Annotated in this window: 15 protein-coding genes; 13 read left to right on the forward strand and 2 right to left on the reverse strand. The window is 38.4% G+C overall.

What is annotated here, in order from left to right; genetic code table 11:
- Positions 1-11: 11 nt before the first annotated feature.
- The gene (locus AC6UD0_RS05505; RefSeq protein WP_500693387.1) at positions 12-1,751 is read right to left on the reverse strand and encodes a phospho-sugar mutase; all 1,740 of its coding nucleotides are present in this window, start codon (positions 1,749-1,751) and stop codon (positions 12-14) included.
- Between the two features lie 152 nt (positions 1,752-1,903).
- On the opposite strand from AC6UD0_RS05505, the gene AC6UD0_RS05510 reads away from it, so the two are divergent.
- The 9 genes from AC6UD0_RS05510 to AC6UD0_RS05550 all read left to right on the forward strand — a co-directional run bounded on the left by AC6UD0_RS05510 (position 1,904) and on the right by AC6UD0_RS05550 (position 10,089).
- On the forward strand, positions 1,904-2,176 hold the full coding sequence (locus AC6UD0_RS05510; RefSeq protein WP_500696433.1) for a GNAT family N-acetyltransferase: 273 nt from the start codon (positions 1,904-1,906) through the stop codon (positions 2,174-2,176).
- 12 nt (positions 2,177-2,188) lie between these two features.
- Positions 2,189-3,181 carry a UDP-glucose 4-epimerase GalE gene (gene galE, locus AC6UD0_RS05515; protein WP_500700883.1) on the forward strand — a complete coding sequence of 331 codons (993 nt, stop codon included), beginning with the start codon at positions 2,189-2,191 and terminating at the stop codon, positions 3,179-3,181.
- Positions 3,182-3,195: 14 nt separating this feature from the next.
- Complete coding sequence (locus AC6UD0_RS05520) at positions 3,196-4,107, forward strand: DMT family transporter (protein WP_500708405.1); 912 nt, start codon at positions 3,196-3,198, stop codon at positions 4,105-4,107.
- A 132-nt stretch (positions 4,108-4,239) separates the two neighbouring features.
- Positions 4,240-6,969, forward strand: coding sequence for an MMPL family transporter (locus AC6UD0_RS05525; protein WP_500708406.1), 2,730 nt, complete (start codon positions 4,240-4,242; stop codon positions 6,967-6,969).
- A gap of 160 nt (positions 6,970-7,129) precedes the next feature.
- Complete coding sequence (locus AC6UD0_RS05530) at positions 7,130-8,068, forward strand: DMT family transporter (RefSeq protein ID WP_500693392.1); 939 nt, start codon at positions 7,130-7,132, stop codon at positions 8,066-8,068.
- Between the two features lie 8 nt (positions 8,069-8,076).
- Complete coding sequence (locus AC6UD0_RS05535; protein WP_500708407.1) at positions 8,077-8,394, forward strand: DUF7671 family protein; 318 nt, start codon at positions 8,077-8,079, stop codon at positions 8,392-8,394.
- 16 nt (positions 8,395-8,410) lie between these two features.
- Complete coding sequence (locus tag AC6UD0_RS05540; protein WP_500693394.1) at positions 8,411-9,343, forward strand: DMT family transporter; 933 nt, start codon at positions 8,411-8,413, stop codon at positions 9,341-9,343.
- Positions 9,344-9,431: 88 nt separating this feature from the next.
- On the forward strand, positions 9,432-9,695 hold the full coding sequence (locus AC6UD0_RS05545) for a hypothetical protein (protein WP_500693395.1): 264 nt from the start codon (positions 9,432-9,434) through the stop codon (positions 9,693-9,695).
- A gap of 76 nt (positions 9,696-9,771) precedes the next feature.
- On the forward strand, positions 9,772-10,089 hold the full coding sequence (locus AC6UD0_RS05550; protein WP_500695369.1) for a winged helix-turn-helix domain-containing protein: 318 nt from the start codon (positions 9,772-9,774) through the stop codon (positions 10,087-10,089).
- A 52-nt stretch (positions 10,090-10,141) separates the two neighbouring features.
- Here AC6UD0_RS05550 and AC6UD0_RS05555 read toward each other — a convergent pair whose 3' ends face one another.
- Positions 10,142-10,459 (reverse strand): winged helix-turn-helix transcriptional regulator, encoded by a 318-nt coding sequence (locus tag AC6UD0_RS05555; RefSeq protein WP_500695368.1) that lies wholly within the window; start codon positions 10,457-10,459, stop codon positions 10,142-10,144.
- 108 nt (positions 10,460-10,567) lie between these two features.
- Here AC6UD0_RS05555 and AC6UD0_RS05560 point away from each other — a divergent pair, with 108 nt between their 5' ends.
- The 4 genes from AC6UD0_RS05560 to AC6UD0_RS05575 are packed head-to-tail and all read left to right on the forward strand — an operon-like array spanning position 10,568 to position 15,214.
- Positions 10,568-11,419 (forward strand): AvrD family protein, encoded by an 852-nt coding sequence (locus tag AC6UD0_RS05560; RefSeq protein ID WP_500695367.1) that lies wholly within the window; start codon positions 10,568-10,570, stop codon positions 11,417-11,419.
- Positions 11,412-12,197, forward strand: a complete 786-nt coding sequence (locus AC6UD0_RS05565; protein ID WP_500708421.1) for an AAA family ATPase — start codon at positions 11,412-11,414, stop codon at positions 12,195-12,197. The genes AC6UD0_RS05560 and AC6UD0_RS05565 overlap by 8 nt, the downstream gene beginning before the upstream one ends.
- 24 nt (positions 12,198-12,221) lie before the next feature.
- Positions 12,222-12,923: an ABC transporter ATP-binding protein gene (locus AC6UD0_RS05570; RefSeq protein ID WP_500695365.1), complete on the forward strand. Its 702-nt coding sequence runs from the start codon at positions 12,222-12,224 to the stop codon at positions 12,921-12,923.
- Entirely contained in the window at positions 12,920-15,214 is a 2,295-nt protein-coding gene (locus AC6UD0_RS05575) for an ABC transporter permease (protein ID WP_500695364.1), read from the forward strand. The genes AC6UD0_RS05570 and AC6UD0_RS05575 overlap by 4 nt, the downstream gene beginning before the upstream one ends.
- The last annotated feature ends 69 nt before the right edge of the window (positions 15,215-15,283 follow it).

A 15,283-nucleotide genomic window follows, 5' to 3' on the forward strand; every position in this document is an offset into this window, starting at 1 on the left:
TTTGCTTAAAATTATTTATTTAATAGTTCATCGTCAACGGCTTGAGTGTAGCTCTCGAGTTTTTGATCAGCTGCCTTTGCTGTATCAGCTTTAACACCGATGTAAAACTTGATCTTGGGTTCAGTTCCAGAAGGACGAATTGCAAGCCAAGTCCCATCATCAAGCCAATACTTTAAAACGTTCGATTGTGGTAACTCAATCTTTTGGGTTGAACCATCAGCCATCGTCGTGGTGGAAGTCTGGAAGTCTTCAAGCTTAATCACCTTGGCGCCATTGAATGTTGTCATGGGATGGTCTCTAAAGTCTTTCATGATTGCGGCCATCTTGGATTTACCCTCTAAACCATCGAATTCCTTGGAGATGGTCTTTTCTCTAAAGTAACCGTACTTCTTGTAGATATCCTGAAGACCGTCGTACAGGGTCATCCCCTTTTCCCGGTAGTAAGCAGCAACTTCAGCAAGCAGTAGGGTCGACTGAATGGCGTCCTTATCTCTTACAAACGGTTTGATAAGATAACCGTAGCTTTCTTCAAATCCAAAGAGGAAGGTATGATCGTGATTTTGTTCAAAGTTTTTGATTTGTTCCGCAATAAACTTGAACCCGGTTAGGACGTTCTTCATCTCGATTCCGTAATTCTTGGCAATATCGGTAGCGAGTTCAGTTGAAACGATTGATTTGACCACTACTCCATCCTTTGGAAGGGTACCAGCGTCTTTTTTGGCTTGAAGAATATAATTTAAAAGAACACTGGCAATTTGGTTTCCAGTCATGAGTTTGTACTCACCGTCAGGTTGTCTAACGGCGGCTCCCAAACGGTCAGCGTCAGGGTCGGTCGCAATCAGAACGTCCGCATCTTCTTTTTTACCCAATTTGATGGCAAGATCAAAGGTTTGTGGGAATTCTGGATTAGGAAATGGTGTAGTAGGAAATTCAGGGTCGGCGATGGTTTGTTCAACAACCGCGTCATAGTTCTTGAACCCAGCGTCTGAGAGTGCCCGTCTAGCAACAATTTTACCAGTTCCATGAAGGGGAGTGTAGACAAACTTCAGGTCTTTTCCTACCTTATTAATCAGGTCATGGTTCACGTTGACCGTTTGAACGGCTTCTAGATAAGGAACGTCAACGTTTTCACCAACGATACTCATGAGCCCATCCTTTCTAAGGTCCTTTTCCTCTGAAACTGGAATTTTGAAGAGGTCGTTGACCTTGCGGATGTAAGTAGTTATTAGATCGGATTCTTTGGGTGGCATTTGACCACCATCTTCACCGTAAATCTTGTAACCATTGTATTGTTTTGGATTGTGACTAGCGGTAATCATGATTCCGGCGTAAGTGTGTAAGTGACGCACAGCAAACGAAAGTTCTGGAGTTGGGCGAATGTCATCAAAAACAAACGTCTTGATGCCATGAGCACCAAGTACCCGAGCCGCTTCATGAGCAAAGAGTTGCGAATTGTATCGGGGATCAAAACTAATAACAACCCCACGCTTTTTTACCTCAGGATCAAGTGTGTCCATCAGTTGGGCGAGACCCTCAGTGGCCTGTCTAACGGTATAAACGTTCATCCGGTTCGTTCCAGCACCGAGCGTTCCACGCATTCCGGCCGTTCCAAATGAAAGTGATGACCCAAAAGCGTCTTCAATTTGTTCCGAATCGTTTCTCATTTTGGCCAAATCGATTTTTAATTCTGCCGGCATATCTTCTTGAGAAACCCAGTTATCATATTCCTGTTTAGTATCTGTTGCACTCATAATTTTCCTCCTGGAAATAATTTTTCCACGTCGAATAGTTTGAATTGTAACTTCTAATATGGATTATAATTAAAGTCCGACACTCCGTCAATGTAAGCGCCTTTATATTGATGTCAAGACTGTGATATACTTACGCTAAGGTGGTGAGACAAATGAAATTTGATTATGAACCAGGCCGTTTCTATGCTAACGATGTCCATGGTGATTTAATTGCTGAAGTTACTTTTACTGAAGATAATGGAGTAGTCTCCATTAACGAAACATTTGTGAACCCAAGTTATCGTGGCCAGGGTTTAGCTGGAAAGTTAATTATGGTAATGATTGATTACGCCAAAGAAAACCATGATTTAATCAAACCAGTTTGTTCCTTTGCCGTTAAATTTTTCGAAAAAAATACTCAATATGATGATTTATTAGATAAATAGGAGGTAATTAAGATGGCTGTATTAGTTGCTGGAGGAGCTGGATACATTGGCTCACACATGGTCGATCAATTAATTAATAAGGGTTACAATGTTGTAGTGGTTGATAATTTGTCAACGGGACACCGCAAGGCCGTTAATCCTAAAGCAAAGTTTTATGAGGGGGATACTCGTGATTCTGACTTTTTGGATGACGTTTTCGCTAAGGAAAATATCGATGCTGTAATCCACATGGATGCTTTCTCACTGGTTCCCGAATCAATGAAGGATCCTTTGAAGTATTTTGATAACAACGTGATTGGGATGATTAAGCTGTTGGAGTCAATGAAGAAAGCGGGAATTAAGTACTTGGTCTTTTCTTCCACCGCTGCGACCTACGGTAATCCAGAGCGAATTCCAATCTATGAAAAAGACCGAAAAGACCCCATCAACCCTTATGGTGAAAGCAAGTTAATCATGGAGCACATTATGAAGTGGGTTGATGAAGCTTACGGAATTAAGTTTGTTGCTCTTAGATACTTTAACGCTGCTGGAGCCAAGGAAGACGGCTCCATTGGAGAGGATCATCATCCAGAAACCCATTTAATTCCCATCGTCTTAAAGGTTGCCGCAGGTCAGCAGGATACCATGAAGATTTTTGGGGATGACTATGACACGCCAGACGGGACCAACGTTCGTGATTACGTTCATGTCCTTGATTTGGCAGACGCTCATATTCTTGCCATGAAGTACCTTGAAAAGGGCAACCCAAGTAATATCTTTAATCTCGGCTCATCAACTGGTTTTTCTAATAAACAGATCGTTGATGCCGCTCGAAAGGTTACTGGTAAAAAGATTCCGGTTGAAATTGACGCAAGACGTGGTGGTGATCCTGATACCTTGATTGCTAATTCTGACAAGGCGAGAGAAGTTCTTGGTTGGAAACCACAGTTTGATAACGTTGAAGAAATCATTAAAACCGCTTGGACCTGGAAGACTAAGCATCCAAATGGTTACGAAGATAAGTAAATGGGGCACAAATATTGAAGAAAAGTAAAACTTACATTGGTGTCATCCTAGCAATTGCTGGAGCCATCATGTGGGGAATTCAAGGACCTGTTTCGCAGTTCTTGTTTCAAGATAAGAATTTTTCAACGGAATGGTTAATGGGAGTTAAGATGTCGGTTGCCGGCATCTTAATTCTTTTATTTACAAAGTTTGTTCAAAGAAATAGGATTTTAAAGATTTGGCACACCGGATATAGCTGGGTCATCCTGCTCTGTTATGCGATTTTTGGTTTATCGGCCGTTCAGTACCTATACTTACTGACAACGAGAGCCAGTAATGCGGCAACTTCAACTATCATGCAGAGCCTTGGAACGGTCATCATTATGATTTTGACGGTGATTGTGTACAAAAAAACACCAACGATTCAGCAGGGTGTCGCTGTCGTGGTAGCCCTACTTGGAACGTGGTTACTGGTAACAAAGGGAGATTTGACCCATCTCGCAATGAGTCCTAAAGCGTTTACGCTTGGCCTCTGCCTGGCCTTTGCTGGCGCGCTTCAGACCATGCTGCCGGTCAAACTCCAGGAAAAGTTCAGCACGTTTGTCATCATTGGATGGGCAATGATCGTTGGTGGAGTGATCTTCACCTGCGTTCATCCCTTCTGGGTGGATGTTCCCAAGCTTTCTCTTGGTGGCATTTTGGGAGTGGCCTTCATTGTGCTTTTTGGCACAATGTTGTCATTTCTATGCTTCACATCGAGTTTAAGGTACGTGTCCGCTACGACTGCCGGCCTACTCGATACTTTTGAACCTTTGTCGGCAACGATTGGAACCGTGGTTTTCTTACATACCAGTTTCAATATCTATGAAATCATTGGTGGCATTTTGGTCTTGAGTACCGTTTTTATCTTGGCAATCAGACCCAGAAAAGCATCACTTCAGCACTGACTAATCGGTTGGTGCTTTTTTGATTGAACTGCTTTTGGCGGATTGCTTGTTTGTGATCAATTTTGTATAATTGGAAGCGTTATGAATGAATTAATGTTTTAAGTAAAATATTAAACATTGAGGAGGAGTTTGATGAATAGGTTCGTCAAAAAATACATATTTTTTGCGATATTTTGGGTTCTTGCCGTTTTAGCTGCCATTTTCTTTTTGCCTAGCATTTCACAGGTAACTGCACAACATGGACAAACTAAGATTCCAGCTAACATGCAGAGTCAGGTTGCTGAAAATATTCAAAAGCATTGGGGCCATCACATTAGCGATACCAGACAAGTTGTACTGGTATATAACAACGGCAACAAACGCATTAATGCTAGTAAACAGGCTAACATCGATCGAACCGTTTCGAAGCTAAAAAATGATGCCGATTACTATGGAATTAAGGGTGTTACCTCAGCAAACGAGAATGCCGCCGCCAAGAAACAACTGATTTCAAAGGACGGTACGACTGAATTAGTTCAACTGAATGTTTCGAAAAAGGACTCGGTTGAAACGATGAACAATAAACTCAAAAAGGGTGCGAAAACGGCGAACTTGAAGTCGTACGTGACGGGATCCGATGTCTTAGATGACGACATGCGGCAGTCAATGATTGATGGAATCAAGCAAACCGAAATCATTGCGGCAGTCTTCATTTTGATTGTGTTGATCATTGTCTTTAAATCTCCAATCGTTCCGTTGATTTCACTTTTGACCGTGGGAGTTTCTTTCATTGTCTCTTTGAGTGTCGTCATGAATTTGGCGAAGTATATGGGCTTTCCACTCTCAAACTTTACCCAGGTCTTTATGGTGGTAGTGCTGTTTGGAATTGGAACTGATTACAACATCCTACTGTATGACCGGTTTAAGGATAATCTGGGACAAGGAATGGACAAAGTGGAGGCGACGGTCGATGCCAGAAGACGAGCCGGTAAGACCATTCTCTACAGTGGTGGTTCGGTCCTAATTGGTTTCTTTGCCCTTGGACTAGCCAAGTTCTCAATTTACCAGTCTGGAGTGGCAGTTGCCATTGGAGTGGTGGTACTATTACTGGTACTTCTCTCATTAAATCCGTTCTTTATGGCGCTCCTTGGTAAGACCATGTACTGGCCAGCTAAGAATCTGTCACCAAAGAAACGGGGTAGTCGAATCTGGTACTTCTTGTCCAGTCATTCAGTTGCACATCCGGTGATGGCGATTGCCTTGGTTTTAGTTTTGACTTTGCCATTGATTTTCTTTGCGGGAAAGAGCAGCTTGAACTACGATAATTCGGTTGAATTAAGTAATTCATTGCCTTCAAAACAAGGATTAAATACGGTATCCAAGCATTTCTCAAAGGGAACTGCTGAACCGTCAACGATTTATATTCAATCCAAACACAAGGTCAATAACGAGAAGTCAATGATGGAAATTGATCGGATTACTCGTCAATTGGAGAAAAATAAGGAAATTAAGACGGTTGCTTCGGTCACCCAGCCAAGTGGCGAACCAATTAACCAACTCTACTTAAACGATCAGCTGGGGACTTTGAACAGCAAGATGCAACAGGCTAATGCTGGTTTAACCCAACTTCAGAGTGGGGCTAACAGTGGTTCATTTAATGCCGATCAACTAAAGGCAATTGGGGGTTCGGCACAATCAATTGGAGATCATTTAAAGACCATTCAAGGCGCTAGTGGAGCAAGTACCGCTCCTGGTCAAACTTCGGGTCAGCAAGTCATCGCCCAGATGCAACAACAAGCCACCGCTATGGGGTCACCAATGAGTCCTCAACAGTTACAAATTGTTGCTTCCGGTCTTCAAAGTGTTAGTTCCAAGGTGCAAATGCAACAGGCCGCTTCTATGTCAGGTCTTCAAAATGAATTGGCCGGGATTGCCTCAGATACTCAAAACATTGGTGCAAATGCTCAGGCGATGGGGCAACAGTTGCAAGGGGTCCAAGCCCAATTGTCGCAAGCAAATGATGGCCTAAGTAAGATTAATAAGGGAATGCAACAGTCAAATGAATACTTGACCGGTTTACAGAACTCAGCTGCGGCTGCGAACACGTTCTACATTCCTAATCAGGTGCTTCAAAGTGATACTTTCAAGCAAGCCTTAAACAACTACGTTTCTTCTAATGACAAGATTACAAGCATCACCTTTGTCTTAAAAGATAACCCATCAAACGCTAAGTCGATGAACTTGGTTAAGGACGTTCAAAATCAAGTTAAACAGTCACTGAAGGGAACTAGTTTAAATGATGCAACCGTTGCAATTGGGGGAGAGACAGCAACCATGTCTGACACCCATGATATTGCCTCACAAGACTTCTTCAGAACGGCTGTCATCATGTTAGTCGGAATCCTGATTGCACTGATGTTTGTAACCCGTTCAATTCTACAACCACTTTATATTGAAGGAACATTAATTTTGACGTACTTCACTTCATTGACGTTGACACGGATCTTCTCGGATATTTTCCTCGGACAGAGCATGTTGACCTGGAACACGCCGTTCTTCACCTTTATCATGTTGATTGCGTTGGGGGTTGATTACAGTATCTTCTTGATGATGAGGTACCGAGAAACCAAGGACGGAACGCCTGCGAAACGAATCGTTAATTCGGCCAACTATATTGGAGTAGTGGTATTATCTGCTGCTGTGATTTTAGGTGGTACGTTTGCCGCACTGATTCCATCAGGAATTTTGACACTGATTCAGGTTGCCATCGGGGTTATCATTGGTTTAATTATCTTAGTAATCATCTTGCCAATCCTGTTACCAGCTGCCATTCGGTTAACGTATCAACCAATGAGTTTTAAACGAGATAAAAACGAAGATTAGTTTTTAATTTAAAAGCGAAACCAGATAAAATTGGTTTCGCTTTTTTATGTTAGATAAAATGACATGGACTATTGACCGCCCTGTTCTTTACGCCTAAAATTAAACTATTAAATTGATATGTAAAAAAATAAATCGGTTTATGCCGAGTTAGGGTGAAAATATGAGTGAAGAAAAGACTAGCATTGGAAAAAGTAAAGTATTAAAAGGCATTGCCTGGGCAACCCTTGCATCCACTTTTTGGGGTATTTCTGGGGTTGTTTTGCAGTTTGTCTCACAAAATGCCGCTATTCCAGCTTCATGGTTCTTGTCCGTCAGAACTATTTTTTCCGGGATTCTACTTTTAGCAATTGGTTCGATTATGTATGGGAAAAAAATCTTCCATGTTTTTAAGGACTGGAAATCGATTATTTGTATTGTGGCATATGGAATCATTGGCTTAGGTGCCAACCTGATGTCGTTTTACCTTAGTGTTCAGGATGGAAACGCAGCATCAGCAACCATCTTGCAGTATTTATCACCACTGTTCATCCTTTTAGGGGGCTTTTTGTTCTTTCATAAACGTCCCTATAAGATTGATTTAATCGTGTTCCTGTTGGCACTTGTGGGGGTGTTTTTGGCAATTACCAAGGGTGACATTAATCAGTTAGCCATTCCGCTGCCAGCGTTACTTTGGGGAATTGTTTCAGGAATTACGGCCGCATGTTACGTTGTCATCCCTCGGCCATTAATGGAAGAAAATTCACCAATCGTCGTCCTTGGATGGGGAACCTTGATTGCCGGATTGGTCTTTAACATTCATCAACCAGTTTGGGTTGGTGTACCTCACTTAACGATGGGTGCGATCATTGGAATTGGTGCCATTGTTATCATTGGAACCGTAATCCCATTTGCATGTTTGCTTCACAGTTTACACTTTGCTTCCTCTGAAGATGTTAGTTTAGTTGACGCCGTTCAGCCAGTAGTGACTTTCATTTTGAGTGTTATCTTCTTGCACACCAAGATTAGTTTAATGGAAATTGTCGGATCCGCCTTGGTAATTCTTGCCATCTACATCTTGCAGGATTCCAAGCGTCGCAATATTAAACAACAGAAGCTTTAGCCGAGATCATGGCAGATAAATATAAAGTAATTCGTTTTACCGGGGTTCCAGTTAAACTGGATGACTCTGGTAATTACGTAATTAAGAGGGATGAGCAGGGTAATTTTAAACTTCACACCTGGCGGATCGGGAAACATACTAAGGGACATTTTCAGCGCATTGGTCAAGTTTTTTTGACGGAAAATAAATTAAGGGTTGCCATTGTGGCGGATTTTAGTGTATCTTTTAAAAAACGACATTTGTACACACCGATGGAACGTTTTTTAAATGATTACGTTGATTTGAAGTTGATTGATGAGGCAAAGTCACATTTAGATCAAGAGTAGACTGTGAGGAGAGAATATGAAAAGTAAAACGGGTAAGATGAGCAACACCGTTAAAGGAATTAGTTTAGCGGCGTTTGCTTCAACTTCATGGGGTGTTGCTGGCGTTATTACGCAGTACGTTTCACAAAACGTTGGGATTCCAGCTGCGTGGTTCTTGTCAGCACGAACTACCGGGGCTGCCATTGTATTATTACTAGTCAGTGCCATTATTTACGGAAAAGGCATTTTTAGTGTTTTCCGTTCATGGAAATCAATCATGTGGCTAGTTTTATACGGTTTGTTCGGTTTGGCTGCCAACATGGGAAGTTTCTACGTTAGTATCCAGACTGGAAACGCCGCTGCCACCACGATTTTGCAGTACCTGTCACCGCTATTCATCCTACTGGGTGGTTTTCTGTTCATGCACAAAAAGCCCATGAAGATGGACATCGTGGTCTTCATTTTGGCGCTAGCTGGAGTTTTCCTTTCAATTACTAAGGGGGACCTTTCGCAATTATCCATTCCCTTTGACTCTTTTTTCTGGGGGATCATTTCTGGAATCACTGCTGCTTTGTACGTGGTGCTTCCAAGGCCACTGGCTCACGACAACTCACCAATCGTGGTTCTTGGCTGGGGAACTCTGATTGCCAGTTTAGCCTTTAACATTAATCATCCCGTTTGGACCAACGTGCCCCACTTAGGAATGGGTGGAGTCCTTGGTGTTTGTGGGATCATCCTCTTTGGAACCCTCCTGACATTCTCATCACTGATCTACGCTTCCCGCTTTACTTCTTCAGAAGTTATCAGTTTACTAGACGCCATTCAACCGGTAGCAACCTTTATCTTGAGTGTGATCTTTTTACACACCCACATCAGTTGGATTGAAGTCCTTGGTGCCGTTCTGGTTATTTTGGCCGTTTACATCCTTCAGTACGTCCAGCGACACAAGAATCAAGAAGAACTCTTATAACTTTCTTAAACCCTTGAGCATATTGGTTTGAACCCCTGATGTTTCAAGATATAATGATGTCATACTTAAATAAAGGGGAGAGATTGTTATGTCAGACGAAAGTAAAGAAACAAAAGCATTAGATAAGATTTCAGAAATTATGAACGAACTACAAAAAACTTTGGACAAGGAAGGCACTGAATCACAAGAGGGCCACAAAGTTCATCGTTGGTTAGAAGAACACCGTGCCATTCATGAAATTAAACGCACCCTTCATGAAGTTGGTAAGTTCGACAAGTTCGATTCTGCTGCTTATGATAAATTTATGAAAGATTATAAAAAGGTTGTCGACGATTTGGACGACAACGATTAATAAGCTCTAAAAGGAGGCTACTTGGTAGCTTCCTTTTTTTGTGACAATTTTAATAAATAAAATCGGAGATGAGAATTTGGCAGATAAAAGTAATAGGTTTAGTTTTGATGGGTTCAATTTAAATCCGGCAGTGGGAGAACTAAGTAGTAATACACAGTCTATTAAGCTAACTCCAACGGAGACTTCACTAATGGTCCTTTTCATTGAGCATAAGAATAAGTTAGTATCCAAAAAGGAATTGATGACGTTTCTGTGGGCGAACGGAAGTTTTATTGACGAGGATGCCATTGAAGATGACATTAGTTTACTTCGACGCAAGTTAGATCAAGTTGGACTAAAGGGAAAAATTAAGACGATACCAATGCGGGGATATAAGCTGGTTACTGATCGTTAACAATTTAATATAAAAAATAGAAGCAAAATGACTTTTGGAAGTCATTTTGCTTCTATTTTTTATATCGTTCTGACCATTTCTTCATTGACTTTAAAATAGGTGCTAAATCCATTCCACGTTTAGTTAAATTATATTCTACAGTGGGAGGGTTTGTATTAAAGACTTTGCGCGTAACGATTTGCTTGTCTTCTAACATTTTTAATCTTGTTGATAATGTTCTGGTACTAATTCCAGGTAATGCCCGTGTGATACCTCCATAATGATTATTTTTATTGTAAATTTCCCAGAGAATGTATGAGGTCCATTTTCCACTAATGATGTCCACAACTGGTTGAATAGGACAGTCATCGATGATGTTATTGTTTTCCATAAGTGCCTCCAGTTTACTTTTGTGCTGATACTTTAAAAAATTACCCTACTTTTATTTTTAAACTTATAAATATATTATACAAATAATAATAAAAGGAGGATTGTACAGATGAACTTTGACTCTATTGATGATTTACTTGGGAATTACCAAAATAGATATTTTGGTAGTGGGTATAAAAAAATATCCCATAATGTTAAATTGATTCAAAATACAGATAGATTATGGACGTCATATGTTGAGGTTTCTAAATATGATAATTGGTCAGTTAAGGGTAATGTATCACAATCACAACATGTTAGTAGTATTGATTCCATAGTCATTACTATAAAAATATTTAATATGATTTTAACTAAGTTGGGGATTAATTGTGATGACTTTATACTAACAGATTTTTACGTTAAAACTGGGAAAAATCCAATTAGCATTTCTAATAATATAAAAGTTGAATTTGAATTGGACAAATTAACTAGACTATTTAAGTTAACTGGAAGTATCGGAAATATGAAAGTTAAGTGTTTATTTGAAAAATGTATGGAATCTATTCCCAATACATTTAATAAATATAAAGAAATAAGGAATAATATTTTTGATATCAATATTAAATCTAGTAAATCTTTATTGTGTGATTTTGAAGGTATGTCTGATAATAAATTGTCCGTATATCTTGTGTCTTGGTTAGTTGTATTCGCACAACTTGGTGAAGCTCTTGCGTTCAATATGGCGGATGTTTCCAGAGATGATTCTAATAATTTTTGGGTTAGAAAATTAGAACTTAAACTTAATAATAAAAACAAATTGTTAAAGACAAATCAAAAAGATAAATTATTTTTAGATGTAGTTAATGATAAGACCATTACTACTAAAGATACGACTTGGCTTTCTATGGATATGAGAGGTCATGATCAAATGGACTTAGTCTATGTGAGTGCAAAAACCGCTCTGCAGAAAGATGGTGTTTAATTTGAATAATCAAAAGAAGCATATTGTTATTTCTGGTACTTATTCTACTGGAAAAACAACAACTACGACAGCACTATCAATAGCAACTGGTATTCCGATGATTAATGCGTTGTCTGCTAGGGAAATTTTAACTTCGTTATACCCAGGATTAAGATTCCAAGATATGAATATGACAGAACTATTAGCATTGGGACTGTATAGATTCAAAGAAAGAATTAAAGCTGAAGAAAAACTAATTGATAAAAAAACTGATTTTATTTCTGATGGGTCGGTATTAAACGAATGGATATATGGAACTGTTAGAACCAAAATAGGGATTAATCCTGGTGCGCCTTGGTACCAACAATTAATTAAATATTTTTTAGGAATTAATGCTAATAAATTTATGAAAAAATACTTAAATGGATATGGAAGAGTTGTTAATAAATATGCTAAAAGTACTTACACTGAAATCATTCATTTGCCAATAGAATTTGAGATGGATCCAGATGGCCACAGACCGGTTTCTGAAAAATATCGTCAACTATCCGATGAGGAAATATTTAAAGCTTATAAGAAATTAAATATTCCTATGCATATTATTGGCGGTTCACCATATGAACGAGTAGATAAAATTATTGAAATACTTCACTTACCTCAGATTGTATCAACGAGTGATGCATTAATAGATGCAAATGAAAAAATAAAAGAAAGTCGAGAAATGGTATCTAAAAAAATTATTGAGCAATATCATAAACCAACTATCAGCGAAAAAATTAAGATACTATCACATTTCTAATAATTAATCATGGAGGTACCACTTATGCTTAGCTTAAAACATGTCAGTAAAAGTTATCAAAATGGATCTGAAACAACTCATGCTTTAGACGACGTTAGTTTTGATATTGATTCGAATAAAGTAACGGTGATTTTGGGACCAAGTGGGTCCGGTAAAAGTACAACTTTAAATATCTTAGGTGGGATGGATAAACCAACGTCAGGTAAAGTTTTATATAATGATGATCTTATTAACACAGAGTCAGATAAGCAATTGACAGTTTATCGAAGAGACGTTGTCGGATTTGTGTTTCAATTTTATAATTTAATTTCTAATCTTACGGCATTTGAAAATGTGGCAATTTCGGCACAATTAAAAAACAAGAAGTACAAGAAAGTGTCGGAAGAATATTTGAAAAAGGTTGGTCTTTTAAAACAAAGAAATAATTTTCCTGATCAGTTATCTGGAGGGGAAATGCAACGTGTTTCGATTGCGAGAGCCTTGGCTAAAGATCCCAGAGTACTTCTTTGTGATGAACCTACTGGTGCACTTGATACTGAAACCTCAAAACGAGTTTTTAAAATTCTAAAGGGTAGTAAAAATGAAAATACGGCCGTGGTGATCGTCACCCATAATCCATTAGTTGCTCCAATTGCTGATCGAGTTATCAATATTAAAGATGGCAAAATAGATAAGATCGTTGACAATCCAACTCCGCTTGAAGTTGAGGAGGTTGATTGGGGATGAAGTTTTTATTTAAGAAATTAACCCGCACGGTTGTGAAAAATTGGACTCAATTCTTTTCCGTTTTTTTGATGGCGTTTCTAAGTGTTCTTTTTTATACCGGTTTAGAAGGTACATGGAATGGTATGAAACAAAATATTAATCAGTATACGAGTGAAACCCATTTGGCTACATCGACATTACAATCGACAGGATTGAGCAATAAAGAACTAAATACAATTAAGTCGATTCCACGTGTTTCAAAGACATCGGCTAAAACAGAAATTAGTACCACGGCACAATTAAAGGGGGATAAACGTTATTTAGAGATTGATACTCCTGGAACCCAAGAAATTTCTCGTACATTTCAAACTAATGGCAAGAATATAAATAAAAATACTAAGGGCATTTATTTGAATGAGAAGTTTGCTAAAAAGAATGGGTTAAAGAAAGGAAAACAAGTCACTATTAATTTCAATAACCAACCCATTAAATTAACAGTGGTCGGTATGATAAATTCTCCGAACAAGATGTATTATACCGGGACCAATGATTTCATATCTCCTCAAGAACAAAACTATGGGTATGGAATCATTAGTGAAAAGACATTGCTCAATAAATTTAAATTGCCAGCCCTTAATAATATTGTCGATATTAAAGACAGTGATAATTCTAAAACTGAAAGTAAAATTAGAGATATCATTGGTAGTAAATTTATCACTTTGCAAACTCAAAAATCCGATGTTGGCATCTCAACAGCTGTTGATCGAGTAAAACAAATACGTAATCTTTCAATTTTGTTTTCAATTATCTTTATTCTATTAGCTGTATTGGCCATGTATACCACTATTAGAAAAATAATTGATCAGCAACAAAAGGACATGGCAACTTTACAGTCATTAGGATATTCCAATATAGCATTGTCCATGTATTACTCAATGTATGGTCTTTTTGTTGGAGGAATTGGTGCAATTGCTGGTTTGATAGTAGCTCCAGCACTTTCAACATTTGTAATGAATTCACAGAAATCTATGTTTTCGCTTCCGTTATGGCAAATTGCCTATACTCCCACACCGATCTACGTTGCTGTGGGAGTAATAATTATATGTATTTTTTCAGCACTACTAGCGGCGCAAGTGAATCATGGATTAACACCAGCCCAGGCATTTAGGAAGGGTAGTACTGCTAAAAATGGTAAACGAGTCTTTCTCGAAAGATTTCCTCGAGTTTGGAATAAAATTCCTATTGGTAATCGTTGGTCAATTAGAGATAATCTTGGTAATAAAATTCAAATGCTGATGGGATTAATCGGAGTTATTGGTGGACTAGCTTTGGTGATGACTGGATTTGGTACGAAAAATTCAATGGACAATCAGGTTAACCAAACGTATGGACATGAGTATAACTACGCTAAAAAGATTAATTTAAACCAAAAGACTAGTGAGACAGAGATTAATCGAATTGTTAATAAAACTGATGGGCAGAAGATTGAAACGTTTTACGCTAGTTTAAGTCCAAATGGGAAATTTGATCGTCCACTTACTGTCTTAGGTTCTGGATCTCAAATCAATCTTAAAACCGATGATGGTCAAAGAATTAAGGATGGTGGTATATATTTAGCTGAGGGAATTGCTAGAACTGCTAACGTTAAGAAAAATGATACCGTTTTTATAAAACCGTCGTTAAGTACGAATAAATTGAAGCTGAAAGTAAAGGGCATCGTTAAATCAAATGCACCACAAGGAATGTATGTAACTAAACAGACGTGGACCAATAATGGGTTGAAATTTCAACCAACGTCAATTTTGACAAATCATCAAGACGTTTCAAATTCAATTAAGAAGAGTCCAGATGTTAGTCAGATTGTTAGTTTGAAAGAACAAAAAAGTAATGCTAAAAGTATGGTAAATAATTTGAGTAGTATTTTCTTGATGATTCAAATCTTTGGGATCCTTTTGACCATCGTAATTCTTTATAATTTGGGATCTCTAAGTTTTACAGAAAGGTCAAGAAGTTATGCTACTCTTGAGATATTAGGATTCTCTCGTAAACAGATCCGAAATTTAACGATTATTGAGAGTTTAACAATTACGGTAGTTGGTTGGCTTTTGGGAATTCCGTTTGGATATTGGTTCCTATCCAAGTACGTAACTACTTTTAATACCAGTCAGATAATTTATTATCCGTTTATTTCTATTACTAGTATCGTTCTAGCTTCGTTGATTGTTGTCCTAGCTGCTTTGTCTACAATTATAATGATTAGAAGCAGATTAAAAAAACTAGATATGATATCTTCAACTAAGGGCGTAGAATAAGACGAATCGTTAACAATTAATTCTAAATAAAAGAGATGACACTTCAGTCATCTCTTTTTATATAAAAAA

The sequence above is a fragment of the Fructilactobacillus sp. X7R9C1 genome, from assembly GCF_059901005.1.